This is a genomic window from Huintestinicola sp., assembly GCF_050874005.1.
In the GTDB taxonomy this organism is placed as follows: Bacteria; Bacillota; Clostridia; order Oscillospirales; family Ruminococcaceae; genus Huintestinicola.
Genome location: NZ_JBNMJV010000023.1, coordinates 16,372 through 32,938, shown reverse-complemented (window position 1 = coordinate 32,938; position 16,567 = coordinate 16,372). Strand labels below are relative to the sequence as shown.

At 47.2% G+C, this 16,567-nt stretch carries 12 protein-coding genes; all 12 read right to left on the bottom strand.

The genetic code is table 11. The features are described 5' to 3' along the window. Window positions 1–43 precede the first annotated feature (43 nt). A complete protein-coding gene (locus ACR0QN_RS08845) occupies window positions 44–1,129 on the bottom strand; it encodes a carbohydrate ABC transporter permease (protein ID WP_432650846.1) in 1,086 nt (361 codons plus the stop codon). Between the two features lie 18 nt (window positions 1,130–1,147). Continuing rightward, a complete protein-coding gene (locus ACR0QN_RS08840) occupies window positions 1,148–2,044 on the bottom strand; it encodes a carbohydrate ABC transporter permease (RefSeq protein ID WP_432650845.1) in 897 nt (298 codons plus the stop codon). Beyond that, window positions 2,041–4,344 (bottom strand): DUF5696 domain-containing protein, encoded by a 2,304-nt coding sequence (locus tag ACR0QN_RS08835; RefSeq protein ID WP_432650858.1) that lies wholly within the window; start codon window positions 4,342–4,344, stop codon window positions 2,041–2,043. Before ACR0QN_RS08835 ends, ACR0QN_RS08840 begins: the two co-directional genes overlap by 4 nt. Window positions 4,345–4,371: 27 nt before the next feature. After that, entirely contained in the window at window positions 4,372–5,001 is a 630-nt protein-coding gene (locus ACR0QN_RS08830) for a Yip1 family protein (protein WP_432650844.1), read from the bottom strand. Window positions 5,002–5,004: 3 nt separating this feature from the next. Next, entirely contained in the window at window positions 5,005–6,600 is a 1,596-nt protein-coding gene (locus ACR0QN_RS08825; RefSeq protein ID WP_432650843.1) for a hypothetical protein, read from the bottom strand. Window positions 6,601–6,637: 37 nt separating this feature from the next. Then, the gene (locus ACR0QN_RS08820) at window positions 6,638–7,615 is read right to left on the bottom strand and encodes a carbohydrate ABC transporter permease (protein ID WP_432650842.1); all 978 of its coding nucleotides are present in this window, start codon (window positions 7,613–7,615) and stop codon (window positions 6,638–6,640) included. 19 nt (window positions 7,616–7,634) lie between these two features. Further along, window positions 7,635–8,597 carry a carbohydrate ABC transporter permease gene (locus ACR0QN_RS08815; protein WP_432650841.1) on the bottom strand — a complete coding sequence of 321 codons (963 nt, stop codon included), beginning with the start codon at window positions 8,595–8,597 and terminating at the stop codon, window positions 7,635–7,637. A gap of 20 nt (window positions 8,598–8,617) precedes the next feature. Further along, window positions 8,618–11,551 (bottom strand): extracellular solute-binding protein, encoded by a 2,934-nt coding sequence (locus ACR0QN_RS08810; RefSeq protein WP_432650840.1) that lies wholly within the window; start codon window positions 11,549–11,551, stop codon window positions 8,618–8,620. A gap of 502 nt (window positions 11,552–12,053) precedes the next feature. Then, window positions 12,054–13,928: a hypothetical protein gene (locus tag ACR0QN_RS08805; RefSeq protein ID WP_432650839.1), complete on the bottom strand. Its 1,875-nt coding sequence runs from the start codon at window positions 13,926–13,928 to the stop codon at window positions 12,054–12,056. Between the two features lie 379 nt (window positions 13,929–14,307). Beyond that, window positions 14,308–15,225 (bottom strand): hypothetical protein, encoded by a 918-nt coding sequence (locus ACR0QN_RS08800; protein ID WP_432650838.1) that lies wholly within the window; start codon window positions 15,223–15,225, stop codon window positions 14,308–14,310. A 16-nt stretch (window positions 15,226–15,241) separates the two neighbouring features. Then, window positions 15,242–15,994 (bottom strand): TatD family hydrolase, encoded by a 753-nt coding sequence (locus tag ACR0QN_RS08795; RefSeq protein WP_432650837.1) that lies wholly within the window; start codon window positions 15,992–15,994, stop codon window positions 15,242–15,244. After that, window positions 15,991–16,566, bottom strand: a complete 576-nt coding sequence (locus ACR0QN_RS08790; RefSeq protein ID WP_432650836.1) for a flavin reductase family protein — start codon at window positions 16,564–16,566, stop codon at window positions 15,991–15,993. Before ACR0QN_RS08790 ends, ACR0QN_RS08795 begins: the two co-directional genes overlap by 4 nt. Window position 16,567: the final 1 nt, after the last annotated feature.

Sequence of the window (16,567 nt, the reverse complement as noted above, 5' to 3'; positions counted from 1 at the left end):
ATTGAAGCAAATTAACTATACGCCGTTTTCAACTCGGGGAGTATTACATACCTGTGAGACCCGAACGGGCGATACCCTCGGTAAAGTACTTCTGTAAGAAGATATACATTACAAGGATAGGCGTGATGGAAAGCAGACAGCCCGATTCCATCCATACGATAAGCTCTCTTGCGTTTACCTTTACGGTACCGTTATTGAACAGAACTCGTGTAAGAGATGCGTTCAGGTTTTTAAGCTGGAGAGCAATGGTGCTGTTGTTGGTGAAGAACGATGTTGAAATGTAGTAATCGTTCCAGTACCATACAACGGAAAGCAGGAATACGGTGAGGAATGTGGAGCCTGCGTTGGGTATCATTACCTTGATGAATGTGCCCAGAGGCGAGCAGCCGTCCAGATATGCGGCGTCCTCCAGCTCCTTGGGCAGTCCTCTGAAGGACTGACGGAAAAGGAAGATAAACAGACCTGCACGAAGTCCGTTTGCCATAAGTGCGGGCATATACATTGTCAGGGCGTTGTCGATGAGGTTGATGTAATCGCCTGTAATGGCGTGCCATATGCCAAGGGGGTTAAAGTAGCGGAAGAACATATACTGAGGGATAAGAATGATCTGCGCAGGCATAAGGATCATAAGAATGACCACGCCGAAGAGGATATTCTTGCCCTTGAAGTTAAATCTTGCGAAACCGTAACCTGTGATGGCACAGGTGATGACCTGCACTATGGAGCAGCCGATGTTTATAAACAGGGTATTGCCTAATGTGTGCCAGAAATCCATTACTCGGATAACGTCCTTGATGTTCTGGAGTGTATGCGTCCTTGATATCCAGATGATAGTGGGGTCGTTCATCTCCGCACGGGGACGGAACGCCGCTGTTATCATATAGATGAGAGGATAGATGATTACGAAGCAGAGTCCGAACACCAGCAGTCCTCGGCAGATGGGCCAGAGTGTCTCAAAGGCTCTTTTCCTTTTGAGATATTTCTGCTCTGCAGGGGTCAGGGTGGAAAGACGCTTCTTGAAGCGCTCACGCTCCTCTTTGCGGGAACGCTTTACCTCTTTGGGAGGCTTCTCCGGCTTGACCTTTTTAAGGAAGTCGGAAGCTGTTGCTTTTATTGTATTTTCTGCCATTTTTTCCAACTCCTTAACTTAGTCATCGTAGTAAACTATCTTGTTCATAATGAGGAATATAACTCCTACCGCCGCAAGAACTATGGCGAAGTAGCTCCAAGCCATTGCTGCCGAGAAGCCGTATTTCCAGTCGTCCTGTACCGACAGCACCTGCTCCATTACCACGTTGGTGGGGTCTGTGAATGTGTCGATGATGGTGTAAACAAGGTTTACGAGGATCATAGGGGATACGTAGGGAAGCGTTATCTTCCAGAAAAATTCCCAGGAGGTCGCTCCCTCGATGGCTGCCGCTTCCTTTGCCGATGTGGGTATTCCCTGGAGGGCTGAAAGGAAGATGATTATCTGGATACCGCACTTCCATACAAGGTTCAGGATATCCGATGTCATTGTGGACAGCATATCCGTCAGCTGGTCGTTAAAGCCGTAAATTCCCACGAACTCAAGCAGCTGGTCTACCATATCTGCGGAGAACATTGTGGAGAACTGGTCTGCGTCCGCTGTTCCGCTGGTGTCCAGGTTGTTGGTGATGATAGCGTATACAGGACCTGTTGCGATGATTACGGGAAGGAAGAATACCGCTCTTGCAAAGGTACGTCCTCTGAACTTCTGATTGATGATTATCGCAACGAAGAGAGAGAAGATGATGATGATAGGCGTCTGCCAGAGGGTCGCTCCCAGCACTTCCATAAGGTTTTTGCGGAAGTCGGGGTCTACCATAAAGGCTCTCTTGTAGTTGTCAAGACCAACAGGGCTCATTACAAGGGCTCCTACGTCGGGCTTTACATCGTAGAACGAGTAAATAAAGGACTTGATAACGGGAACGATGAAGAACATCAGGGAACCGATGAACCAGAGGGCTATGAAGCCGTAGCCGTAAAGTCCCTTTTTCTTCTCATAGGATAAATTCAGTCTCATTCGCCGATTACCTCCTCTCCGATATAGTCGGTAAGCTTATAGGTCTTGCCGTCTGCTTTTATGGTGCGTGCGTCAAGGTCAACAACGGTGGTATAGCCGTTATCGTAAACCGTTGTGATCTCGTTTTCGTCCTCCGAAACTGTGTAGGAAACGATGGAAGAATCCGCTGCGGGTGAGAGGACATCGTCTGCAAGCCTGTAAAGTCCTGCGGCTTCATTTACCCAGTTTGCATAGTAGCCGTAGAAGTATTTGTCAAGCTTGGTATCCTTCAGCTCGCTGGCTTCCGTGCCCACCATATCAAAGCCGATATTGCTGCCCGAGGCTATTGCCATAAGGGAAGCGATATCAAGGTCTGCATCGCCGTTTACTGCGGTGCAGGAGTAAGGAGTCACGCCGTGAAGCACCATCTGATAGAGAGGAATATCTGCGTCGAAAATGTCGAATTTGCTGGAGCAGAGAGGAACGTTCGTTATGTAGTCGGTGTAGGGAAGAACGTATGCCGCAGGATTATCCGAAAGTACGGAGCCTGTCTGCTTTGCGCTGCTGTATATTCCCTGAACGATTCCCTTTGCATTCTCACGGGAAACAGCCTTTTTGCCGTAGTCGCCGTATATGGTATTTGAAAGGGAGCCGAAGGAGAAGTTTGTAACATTCTTCTTGTTATAGCTCTTGATGAGCTTGCCGAACGCCCTGTCATAGGAAGCGGGGGTAAAGAGGGAAAGTGACTTGTAGTACTTGTTCTCAATTCCGTGAGCAAGGTCGAACACGGGTATCTGTGCATATGCATTGGACACTCTGATGGAAGTATTTGTCATATTCCAGTAGCCGTTTCCTGTTTTGAACTGCTGATTGTCCACAACGGGGAAGAGTGCAATATTATTTGCAGATGCATATTCGCTCAGAGCATTGTATTTGCTCTTGCCGCCCAGCTTTGAAGAGGGATTGAAGGAATCTGCGATCTTCTCGCCGATATTGTCGTCGTTATAGTTGTTGTAAGCTACGACCATATCGTCTACACCCATACCGTTTAAGCACTCAAGAATGTACTTGGTAGTGGCAAATGTGGTAACAGGCTGCTTTACGGTCACAGGAAGACCTGCGATGGACTCCTTTTTCAGAGTTGCGCCGTAGATGTCAAGATAAAGGGAGTTTTTATCGGTAAGGTCCTTATCCTCGACGCCCTTTTCATTTACAAGGTAATCTCTGTATCGCTCTGCGATATCGGTGTAGTCCACCTCGCTTTGGTCGTCCTTTGAAATGGGATAGTAGCGAAGCTCGATCTCGGGGATAAGTATTCCTCTCTTTTCAAATACCTTGAGGGGGCTGGATTCACCGCCCATCAGGTATTCGTCCTGAGTTCTAAGCTCGAAATCGAAGTAAGTGGAGTTGTAATCGGTATTGTTCTGGTTGGAAACATAGCTGTTGATAGTTGCACAGGTATCGCCCTTATCGGCTACTACCATCATTGCGCTGTTTCCTTTAACAATGCCGTACATTGGCAGGTTTACCTTCTGTGTTGTTGCCTGCTTCTGGGTCTTTACGGCGGTTATGTCCCTGCCGTAGACCTTACCTGCATAGGTCTTGAGTCCCGTTTTGCCGTTATTGAAGTTGATTATTGCACCGCTGCCGTCGGGAATCACGAAATATCCCTCTTCCTCAAGGCCTGCTGCGCCGAATGTTGTCATAAACGCAAGGTCGCTTGTAAGCTTTCCGCTGACTGTGGAGGGATTTTCCTCAACTATGGCGGATGTATCCACATACAGCTTCATATAATCCTTTTCAAGGGATATGGTAACGGGAACGGTAATGCCGGGGTCGGAGAAGGTATAGGTTATCTCGATATTCTTGCCCGACTTCTTCATTTTTGTCTTGCCCTTGCCCTTGCTGTTAAGGATCGTAGTTGCACGGTCGGCAGGGGAAGCGTAGGTCAGAGTCATTCCCGAGGCAAGCTCGTCCTTCTGACCTTTCTTTGCGTTGGAGGTCTGGAGATCTACGGGGTTTGACCACCATTTCTCTCCTGTTTTAAGATCCTCCAGCATTATGGTATTCTCTTTCGTATTCATATAGAGCTTGAGGTTTTCGTTGGAGTCGACCTCTTCCATAAGCTCAAATGCTTCTTCCTCTGTTCGGGGAGCTTTCTCCTCCTCCTTGTCCTCCTTGTCGTCGGAGCTTTCCGCTTCTTCGGAAGCAGCAGCCTCCTCCTCGGGGGCGTCCTCACAGAACACGCTTGCGGCTCCCGTTGTCAGAAGCATTGAAAAACAGAGCAGAAACGCAAGAGATTTTTTAAGCTTTGAATGCATTGTTTTCACCACTTTTCCTTATGAATTTTATACTCTCAATCTGTAGGAAAGCTCAGTATAGATAGTAAAGATGAAGATTATTACCTGCTGGAAAAGAGTAAGAAGAAGCACCAGCAGGAAAATTACCAGCACCATCGCCACTACTGTGAGCAGGATAAGCGCTATGGTCTTTCCGAAGGAGAACTGATGAACGGCTTTCATTGCCGATATGAACAGCACCACCGTCCACGCCGTTCCGATTATCTCAAAGCACTGTATGAAGATATACTCGTCTCTGATGAGAAAATGGGAAAGGACCGTTCCTATCAGATAGCCTGCAATATACGGTATCAGCGAATATGCCGTGACTATAAAAATATTTTTCATAGAGCCTTCGCCGTCGAACAGGGTACACATAGCCCAGTTGCAGACCACGTAGAGCAGGAATATTCCGAAACTCTGGAATATATAAGGAACAATGTTGAAAATCTTGTCGTAATCCGAATAATACTGGAAACCGTACAGTCTGCTGTATGCCAGCGACTGGATAAACAGCAGGCAGACAATGCCGATGGCGATCTTCATAGAGCCTGCTTTTTTCCATCTCAGATCCTCGAAGCCCTCAAAGGGGTGCATAACTACGTGCTTGACAAACTGTCCCTGGGTAAGATCCAACATACTTTACGCACCTCTCCTTCTCTGCCAGGGGAATGTGATTATCCCCTTCTGATTAAGCTTTTTGAGCACCGTCCACGCAACAATTATAACAAGGATAATGATTATCGCAGGAGTGAAATACTTCTGAAGGATCTGGTCTCTGTAGCCCTCATATGCCTTGTTGTAGCGGTTTCGGCTGATGGAGATCTTGAAATACTTCATTGCCTCCTTGTACTCTTCCTTATTGAGAAGGGCGTTGCCTATACCGATGTATGCACGGCGGTAATTTCCGTCGTACTTGATAACGTTTCTCCAAGGCTCTTCGGATTCCTCATAATAACCTGCGTTATAGAGGTTTGTAGCCTCGGTAACGATCTCGCCGAATGCGGTGCGTCTGAATACGGTAATGCTGTTCTTTCTGGAATCGAGAACGTAGAGCATATTGTCATAGCTCTCGATAGCGGAAACACTTCGGAAGGTTCCCAGCTGCTCGCCTGTACCGCCGAGAACGAACATAAGGTTTGCAAGCTTATCGTACTGGAATATTCTTCCGTGGGCAAAGTCAAGGATATTCAGCTCGCCGTTGGGTCCGATGTCGATATCTGTAAGAGTGGACTCTTTGGTGTAGATGGAGTAGTATGCGGGAGAGATATCTCCGAATGTTACCTCGCCAGCTGTAATAGAGGAGAGGATATTGGTTCCTCTGGGGTTCAGCTTCTTGACTGTATCGGTCTTAACCTCGGTGGACTCGGTAACGGTGTAGATAAAGCCGTCATCGTCAATATCGAAGTTTGAGAAGCCGATAGGCGTTGTTTTTGTGGAACGTGCTCTCTGCTCCTCGGTTGCGATAGTGTTCCAGAAAGCGTTCATAATGATCTCGGAGGTCGCCTCTACTCGGTTTGCGCCGTAGAAGCCGAGAAAATCGCCGTGAATATCATACATTACTGCGCCCTTGGTAACGGACTTTACAACTACGTAAACATTTCCTGCCTTATCAACAGCCACCTTGCGGGGATTGTAGGTAAGGTCCTGGGAATAGACCTCGGAAGTAGGCTTTTCAAAGATATAGTCCACATTTCCGTCGATGTCAGTCTTTAAAACACGGCTGTTTTCGGTGTCGCAGACGTAAATATAGCCTGTGTACTTATCCACGAAAACGCCCTCGGGCTTTTTCAGGGTAAGCTCCTCGCCGTTGTAGGTAAATTTGTCGAAATACTTTACCATATTGAAATCAAGGTCTGTCACGATTATTCTGTCGTTGCCCTTGTCGGCTATGAACATATAGATCCCGGGGTTTTTCTCGGAATTTTCCTTGTAAAGGAAGCCTGTGTCCTCCACAAGATAAAGGTCGGCAGGCTCTTTAAGCCCCATTTTGTCCTTCCAGTCCGCTTTGCCCGCTTCAAAGCCCTCCATTGAGGACACATAGTCGGTAAGACCCTTTATGGACTGTCCGTCCACAAATTTCTCTGCGGTATATCCAACCTGTGAAGCGACTGCGTCGCCCCATCTGTCATAGCTGTAAGGGTCGTAGCTTTCCATAGCGGTCACATTTGCCGCAAGTGTTGACGCAAGGATCACGCCTGCGCCTGCTGCGGCGATCAGCTTTTTCAAGCTTTTCATATCATCACCCTTTTCTTTAAGTTGTGGCAGTATGAAATCAGTCTTTCATACCTGCGTGAGCCATTGTTTCCATAACGTTTCTCTGTGCCAGAACGAATACCAGCAGGGGAGGGATCATCAGTACGACTGCGGAAGCCGCTATTGCGCCCTGACGAGCGATACCTGCTGCGGCGATCTGCTGAACTACGACAGGGATAGTCTTGAGAGCCTCGTCGTATACAAGACCGCCTCCCGCCTGGTTCCAGGAAGTCTGGAACTCAAAGATGATGATGGTCATAAGAGCAGGCTTACAGTTAGGCATTACAATGCCCCAGCATATACGCATAAGTCCTGCGCCGTCAACCTTGGCTGCTTCTATCATTGCGTCGGGAATGGTAGTCATACTCTGACGCATAAGGTAGAGACCCATTGACGTTGCGATTATGGGCAGGATAAGTGCGGAATAGGTGTTGATCATACCCAGAGTTGCCATTACCATATACTGCATAATATAGAGTACGGTAGAGTTGAACAGCAGGGCTACTACAACAATTTCATTGAGCATCGCATTTCCGGGGAACTTGCACTTGGAAAGCACAAATGCCGCTGTGGAAGCAAACAGCACGTGGAGAACAGTAGCGACTACTGTTACCATAATACTGTTGAACACGTTTCTTGAGAAAGGTACCCAGGAATTGTTTGCGATCTTGAACAGATCCTGGAAGTTGTTAAGAGTAGGATCCATTGCATAGAGCTTAGGAGGCATAAGGAATACTTCCTGAACCGGCTTGATGGAGTTTACGACTGCCAGATAGATAGGGAATATCATAAACAGTCCCATAAATGTAAGCAGGAGGAAAATTCCGATATCGTTTTTCCACGACTTGCCTACACGCTTGTTTGAGCCCTTGGATCTGAGCATTTTCTTATGCTCTTTTTCACGGCGCTTTCTCAGCGCTTCAAGGGCGGCGGCGTTTTCCTCCGCCTGCAAAGCGGCAAGCTCTGAGGGCTTAAGATTTTTCTTGTTTTTCTTCAATTTCAGCTCACCCCTTTACTCAGTCTACATATTTGCCGAGCAGCTTGCCGACGAGCTTATTGCAGACAAGCATTACAACAAACAAAACGAAGCATACGGCGGACGAATATCCCATTTCATATCGTACCCAGCCGTAGTCAAAGGCGTGAGTCATAATAGTATGTACCTTATAGTCGGTGGAGGGGAAGCCTGCCAGCATACGTCCAACGATATCAACGGTAAATGCGGATACGATCTGCATTACTGCTGCGAACATAAGGGAGGGACCCATTGCGGGAATGGTGATGTAGATAAGCTCCTGCCAACGGTTCTTTATACCCTCGATAGCGCCTGCCTCGTACATCGACTTGTCGATGCCCTGGAAACCTGCACGCATCGCAAGGAAGCCTGCGCCCATAGATACCCACAGCTGAACCACGATAACGCAGGGAAGAACGTAGTTTGCGTCGGTGAGCCACTGGATAGCGCTGGAGGTAATTCCAAGCTCCATAAGGAAAGCGTTAAGGTATCCGTACTGGTCGCCCGAGAAAATGAGCTGCCATACGAAGTAGATATTTCCCGCCATTGAAGGTGCGTAGAATACCAGCGTGAAAAGGGTCTTCAGCGTAGGGTGAAGCTCGTTGATGAGCCACGCAAGCAGGAAGCTCATTGCATAGCTGAGGGGACCTGTGAATATTGCGAAGATAAGCGTTGTTCTGATGGACTGAATGAAAACATCGTCCTCAAGGAACATTGTGTAGAAATTCTGGAAACCTACCCACCTGGGGAGACTTGCCATATTGAAGTCGGTAAAGCCCATAGGCAGCGACATTACAACAGGTATAACAGTAAATACAAGGAAAAGGAGCATAAAGGGCGCAAGCATTATGTAGCACATATAGTTGCGCTTCATCTCGTGCAGGGTGTAATGCCACTTTTCTTTTCTTGACATTTTCCTCTCCGAAGGGAGCAGAATTTCTTTTTTAACGGTATTTTCAGCCAAAGTAATTGCCCTCCTTCATTTTAATCGTCAAGGCCGAGATTTTTACGCTTACGTGTGATCTCAGCGTTGATGTCCTTATTGTACCAACGCAGCGTCTCACGAGCGTTGTCGTTGTCGTTGACAACTGTACGGAATGCATTCATAATGCTTCGGGTCACAACATAGGACGAGGGAATTATGGGTATTTCATCCAGCTCTGCAAGCTGAGCGTTGATCTTTGCAAGGTCAGACTTGGACCAGTTGAGCTTCTGGAGAGCCTCAACGTTTGCAGACTCAAATCTTCCGAGAGGACCCATTACGCCCTCAACATTCTGACCGTATTCAACCATTGTATCGGTGGAAGTGAACCAGTCGATGTACTTCCAAGCGCCTTCTACATTCTTGCAGTCCTTGAGAACGATAAAGCCTGAACCTGAGGAGTTTGCAGCGTGGGAAACGGTGCCGTCCTCACGTCTTGTTCCTGGAACGGGGCAGAAATCCCAGGCGCCCTTGATCTCGGGAGCCGCTACGTTCAGCTGATTGTAGAAGCTGCAGTAGTTCTGGATAACGATAGGAGCCTCACCTGTTCTGAAACGTGTGAAAGCGTCGTAGGTCTGGTCGAAATTATAAGTAGTATAGAACTTTGTCCACATATCGAATGCGTCAACGGCTTCAACTGTGTCAAAATTGGTGGCTGTCTGGTCGGGAGTATAGTAGTTAAGACCCGACTGGAGCATAAGCATTGCAAATGTATGTCCTACCTCTGTGGAAGGAGCAACAGCAGTACCGTTTACGTTTCCGGGAAGGATAAGACCGGGCTGCATATACTTACGCTGGAGAGCGGGAAGCATATCAATAAGGTCGTCCCAGGTCTCGGGAGGACTGTCAATGCCAAGCTCAGCAAGAGTGTCCTTTCTGTAGAACATCATTGGGAATGTACGCTGAATGGGAATACCGTAGGTCTTGCCGTCGTACTGATAATGAACGAGAGCAGTTTCCTGGAAACGGCTTGCCACCTCGTCAAAGCCCTCCATATCGTCCAGAGGAACGAGAAGGTCTCTGATAGCAAGGTTAACGGGGAATTCACCGCCGACAAACATTGCCACGTCGGGGCCCTTGCCTGCGAGAACGGCTTCCATAATAGTACCCTGAACCAGGTTGATAGAAACGTCAACGCCTGTTTCGGGAGTAAATTCGGACTCGGTGAGCTGCTTTACAACAGTTGTCTGATCACGTCCGAGACCGCACCATACAACGATTGACTCGGAAGTTGAGTCGGAAAGAACTGTGTAATCCTCGAAGAAGGAACCTACAAATCCCTTTATACCAAATCCCATAGCCTTGAAGAAATTCTCCTTGACGCTGGTGAACTCATTTTCCTTGCCGCTGGCGTCGTACTTGGGGATAAGTTCAATGAAATCTATCTCAAGGGGCTGGTCTCTGTACTCTCTCATCCAGGAGGAAACAGATGTAATGTTATCCTTTATGGAGGAGTTGGAAATATATGTGGGGATCTTGTTGGGCTTTTCAATGCAGCGGTCAAAAACATCTGCAAGTCTTGCAAGTGCAGTAGCCTCGGAACCTGTCTGCTGAGAAAGGGTCTCGATGGTTGTCTGCTCTTCCTTGAGACGTTCGGAAAGGTCGGCGCATACGCCGAGAAGCTCGGGTATCTCCTTATGTACATAATAATCGGTATACTTATCAGGGTTAGGACCTGTTATCATAAGTATCTTCATATAGTACTGGTTTGCTGTATAAACAATATCATCAAGACGGCGCATAGAGTCACCGATCTCGCCGGGGATAGCCTCAAGAGTAATAGTATGCTTGCCTGCGGTGAGGTAAACATAAGCGTCCTCACCTGTGCTGTCGGTAGGTGAAACCATTATCCAGTTGGTATCGTAGGGGAACTTTACCTGCTCAAAAGGCTCGGAGGGCACTTCATCGTCGATATAAATACGGCGGTTGGAGTAAAGACCTCTCATAACGTCCTGTCTGCCCTTGATGCCGATCTTGTAATATCCGTCAGCAGGTACGTCCATCTCCCAGGTCACCTTCTGACCCGAAGTGTCCCAGGTGCCGTCACCAACGGTGTTATAGCGTTCCTTAACGGGGTGGGACTGGTTGCCGGTGTGGTCCTCGGTGAGGTATGTTCCTCTGTCGTAGGTAGGGAAAATAGTCTGAGAATTCGTATAAATGTAATTCTCACCCTGGAGACGTATAGGTTCTGCGCCTGCATTTGCTTTAAGCTCGTCCTCTGTGGGAGCCGTGTATGCGGGAGCAGGCTCATACTGATAGAGCTTGATGTAAGCAATAGCAACAGAAGCCTTCTCGGAGGTAAGAGTTACCTTATGTTCGCCCTCATCAAAATAGAAATAAAGAGGCTCGTTAAACAGACCGTCAGAGTCGTTGAACGGAGTTGTTATCCACATAGGAGTCTCGATCTGAGGGGGGCGGGTCTCGTTGTCACGCTCATTCGGTGTGATGGCGTAAGCGGACTTCCAGGTTCTGGGGAAACTGATGCGGGTTGCGGTGTCAAAAGGGCTTTCTCCGTCGATAAGTACGGACATCTCGGAGGTAGTATTGCCGCCTGTGATAGGATAATAGCAGACCTCCACATTATATGCTCCTGCTTTTTCAACATTAACGCTGAAATCAAGGGAGCCGTCTTCGTTTGACCAGATAATTACGTCGTCTTTGCCCTCGTAGCTGCCGACCTCGACCTCAGCTCCATCTGAGCAGGACACATATTCGAGAGGTACCTCGTCTCTGGGTCTTGCCTTGTCGGAATGCTCGTTGAAATACTCGCTGTAGGTCGTCTGCTTCTCGTATGTAATAACGGGAGTTTCATATGCTTCCGAAGCTTCTTTGAGCACATCGTTCTCGGCAAAAACGGTTGCAGGGAACGCCGTTGCGCACATTATCAAAGCCGTGAGACCGGACAGCAGCCTTTTTAGACTTGATTTCCTTGACAAAAGATTGACCACCTTTCGTATAGAATAGGGACTCTTGATATTTTTATCATATCATCACCGAGAGCTATGGATCGTTATGTAAACGACTACCAACGGACTTGCTATTTTACCCAAAGTGACAGCTTTATGGTAATTTTACAAAAATATTCAGTGAGAACAATGAAAAACTATGGACCCGTATAATAATTATAACAATTTCACTAACTGTTGTCAAGATAGTATGCAGATTTTTGTATATAATTTGCCCCTGCTTTTTTGGCAATTTCGCACAATTAAACGATTAAGTTATTGGCGAAATTTACTTTTAGTATATTTTTTTGCTCATATTTCGAGGGGCAAAATTATTCAAACTGTATAAAAAACTCCCGAATTAAATTATTCCGGAAACTTGATCTTTCTTATGAAATACACCTTCAGAAATAAAAAAGCCGCCATCTGATTACTCAGATGGCGGCTGAACTTATTTAGCTTACGCCGAAGTTCGGATCATCTCGTTAAGAGATTAGCCTCTCTTCTTAGCTACTACAGCAGCTGCAGCAAGAGCTACAGGGATAACTGCGAGAGCTACAGGAGCGTTGCCGGTTGCAGGAGAAGGAGCAGTCTCAACGGGAGCAGCCTCAGTCTCAACAACCTCGGGCTCTTCCTCAACCTCGGGCTCTTCCTCGATCTCAACGTCAGCGGGCTCTTCGTCTTCGATAACGTCGCCTTCGCCGTCAAGACCTGTGCTTGCGTCAACGGACTCGTCCTCATCGTCAGAAACTACTACAGTAAGGCTATCCCAGTACCAATCAACAGGTGTGTAGAGGAGCATAGACTTAAGGAATGTCTTAGCGTCTGTAATCTTGCCCTCATCAGTGATATCAAACCAGTCGAAGGAGAGGGTGTTGTTGCCCCAGTTGAATGTATCAGTATCGGAGAGCTGCATTGTGAGGCCGCTGTTAACTACAACAGCACCTGTGAAGAGGTTGATGCCCCAAGCAGAGCTGTAGGAACCGTAGTGATCGTACTCAGTAGTATCGAAGAGGCTGTACTTATCCTGAACATTGGTGTAGAGGTGCTGACCAAATGTAGGATTGTACCAGTCATAACCCTTACCGGATGTCTCGGAGGTGTAACCCTGGTCAACATTTACCCACTGGTTGATGAGGTGGGACTTCTCAGTACCAACGTAGCCGTTGTAAGAAGTGAATGTGAATACAACGTTGTCGTGGTTAGCGATAGCATCGTTGAGAACTGCAATGGGTCTTGTGTAGTGGTTGCCGCCAGCCTTTCTGGACTCGAGAGCAGCAATTACATCGTTCTCATTGTTCTTTGTGTTCTTAACGTAGCCGGAAGGAATCTTGTCTGTTGTTAAAGAGGGCTTGAGAGTGGTCTTGAAGGGCCATACAGCCTCTTCAGCTCCGCCTTCCTTGAATGCGCCAACGGCAACTGTTGTAGGATCGGAAACAAGCGCTGTAGGCATATAAACGCCGAATCCATTGTCGCGGCTGGAATCCCAAACCCAAGTATAAGCGTTGTATGTCTTCATACCCTTCTTAGTGCCTTCGCTTGTGAAGAAACCGCCGGAGAATACTTCAGCTGTCATTGTAACATCGCCGTAAAGAGTATCATAGAAGTACTCCTTGCTTACACCGTCGATCTGAGTCTCATTAACGCTTGCATTCCAGCCCCAGCCGTTAGCTCTGTTGAGGTTAACAACATTGGGAACCTCATATGTCATCTTTGCAACAGCATCTCTTACGCCGTATGTGCCTGCAGAGAAGCCATTTGTGTAGTCCTTGTAGCCGATAGCAGCTGCAGCCTCACCGGTAGAATAACCGAGAGCATTGAGATCATACTTTCTGAGGTCGAACTTACCGCTGGTGTAGTCGTCGAAAGCAATACCCATATCGTACTCAACAACGCCGTCTACAAGCCGCTTGTCGTAGTAAGCACCGTCAGTATTGTTAGCGTCGCCTGTTGCCTTGAATGTCTGGTACTTCTCCTCAACGTCGCTTGTGAGATCCTTGTAAGGACGAGCTGTGAACTCGAATTCCTTCATCTTGGACACATAAGCATCGCCAATCTTTGCGCCGTTCTTGTTGTAGATATCACGAAGGATGTTGTAGGATGTTTCCTTAACTCCATCGCCATCCCAGTCGTAAGAAACGGTATCAGAGCCTGTGATGTATCCGTTGTTAACGCCAAAAGTGATAATCTTTGCCTTAACGGAATCATCAGAAATGAGGGAGCCCTCGTAGCTAGCTACAACTGTTACCTTAGCCTTGGTCTTGTTGTTGTTGAGAACATAAGTCTTGAGGTCATAGGTGAGAGAAATTGCATCCTGGTCAGCGGATACAACAGTAGCCATTGCAGATACGGCCATTGCGCCAGCCATTACGCCGGCAATTGACTTTTTCATGTTCATGAAAAATTCCTCCTTGTTTTGTTTTGGTTTTCTTTATTTATTTCCAAATATGTATGGAAATCAAATATAGTTGTGATACTGTGCTTCTGCTCACGTTGTATCACGATATTATTGTACCACCTGCAGGCAGATATGTCAATGTACATAAACAACAAATTTAAATTATTCTTTTTATCCTTTATGCACACTTTTTGCCCAAAAACCTCGTTTTCGGAGTGCTTCAGCGCTCCGAAAAGCGGTTTTCTTCTGTGGTATGCTATAACTATACCTCATTTTAAACTTAATTTCAATTGATTTTATGCACAAATTTTCATATGATTTTCACCTGAATTTTGGCATTGCCGGCTTATCAGAAATTCAGATACGCCATATCAACTACATTGAGCATCAGCACATATCTTGCCGCATCGACCCACTCGGGTTTTGCCAGATATCTTACCACCTGCTCGCAGAGCACCACCGGATTAGCTGCTCTGCCTTCTATTTTGAAGTTTTCAAATCCCATTTCGGCATATTTTCCGAAAATATCATCGGGTGATATCTGCAGCTTAGTCGGCTCTTCTTCAAAAGGATTAAACTTTCTGTATTCACAGTCCCATTCCTTTATCTCCGCTCTCTTCTGCGGCGGCATCATTCTTATCTCGTTTATCTGTCTCTGAATATCTCCGATATATTTGTAATGCTCTTTTCTTCTGGGGCAGTTGGGGACACAATGTGCATTAACAAGTATCTCGCAGCGCTTTCTCTCTTCGGGAGTAAGCTGTTCGAGGGCCTCAAAATCATTGTTGAAATTAAAATCGAGCACTACAAGGCTGTAGGGCTTTGCAAGCTCCGCCTTTACCTCTTCGATAGTGCGTATACATTTGCAGGTAGATGATGTCATTTTCATATTGGGATGGGTCTTTCGGATATATTCTTCAAGGAGCGGAGAATTGACAATGACCTCGTTCAGACCGTTGTCAGCCATATTCAGAAGCTCGTTGCAGTCCTTGTCGTAAAGATCCTCTTCCGTCAGAGAAGGATTTGTGAATGTAAATCTGTAAGGGATACCTCTTGAATTATATCCGTCCAGAATAGCCTTTGCTCTGTCGGGATAATATTGACCCAGGAGCATTCTTCCGCCGTTCCACTTTACCGCAGGACTGCCGAAGTAAGAAGCGATCTTGGTGTCCTCTCTGAAATATTTGGGGTCGAGCCGCATCATATCTGCCAGCGACACGTTAAGGCTTACCGATTTTGAAGATTCTGCAATATGAAATTTGATCATTTTTTCTTTCCTTTCATTAAATATTAAAAAGCTTTTCGGCATTTTCTGCTGTAATTTCCGCCATTTTCTCGGGAGATACCCCCTTGACAGCCGCCATAGCAGCGATCGTATGGGGAAGATATCCGCTGAAATTCCGCTTGCCTCGGTTCGGCTCGGGAGCCATATAGGGGCAGTCGGTCTCAACGAGGAGCCGGTCTTCGTGAATGACCTCCAGCGCTTTCAGAGCCTTTTTGGCATTTTTGAAGGTGACCACTCCCGTAAAGCCCACGTACATACCCATATCCACTATTTCCCGTGCGATTTCGGCAGACCCCGAAAAGCAATGCATAACGCCCTTGGGACGGTATTTCCGCAGAATATCCATAGTATCTTCCCAAGCGTCACGGGAATGGATTATCACAGGCATATGAAGCTCTGCCGCAAGCTCAAGCTGCTCCCGGAAAGCCCGCTTCTGGACCTCTCTGCTGTGATTTTCATAATGGTAATCAAGCCCTATCTCGCCCACAGCCACAGCTTTTTCTCTTCCGCATAACTGCCGTATCTCATCAATTCGGTCGATCTCGTCCGCCGAATCGGGGTGAAGCCCCACCGCCGCATATATCCCGGGGTATTTTTCCGCAAGAGCAATTGACGAATAAGAACTTTTCACCGAGCAGCCCACATTTATGAGTTTGCATATATCCCCGGAAAACAGCTCATCAAGAATGTCATAGCGGTCATTATCAAATGCGCTGTCATCGTAATGAGCGTGAGAGTCGATTATCCTCATTTTCCCGCTCCTTTCTTACTAACCGAAAAGCCGAAATCCCCAAGCTTGCGTCCAAGAGCGAAATATTCCCCGTGAGCATAAGCCATAAGCCCCGCCTGCTGGAGATTTATCTTTCCCTTGCTGTCAATATACCTCTCGTCCGCCGTCACACCCGTAATGTCAGCAATGAACATAGTGTGGCTCCCAAGCTCCTCAAAGCTTCTCACCTTGCACTCAAGGGATAAGGGAGACGCAAGGATAACGGGACAGGAAACAGTCTCGCCCTTCACAGTCTCAAAGCCGCATTTTGCGAATTTGTCTAATTTGCTTCCGCTTTTCATTCCGCAGAAGTCAACTTCCTTCGCCATTTTGGAGGTGGTGAGATTTATGACAAATTCCCCCGTCTCCATAATTATAGCGTGGGAATGCCTCTCGGGACGGATAGATACATAAGCCATAGGCGGACGGGTGTTCACAATGCCCGTCCAGGCGGCGGTGAACACATTTCTCTTCCCGTCCTCGCTTCCGCAGGTCACAAGAGCCGCAGGAACGGGAGCAATAAGCGCTCCGCCCTTGAAGAATTTCCTGCCCATA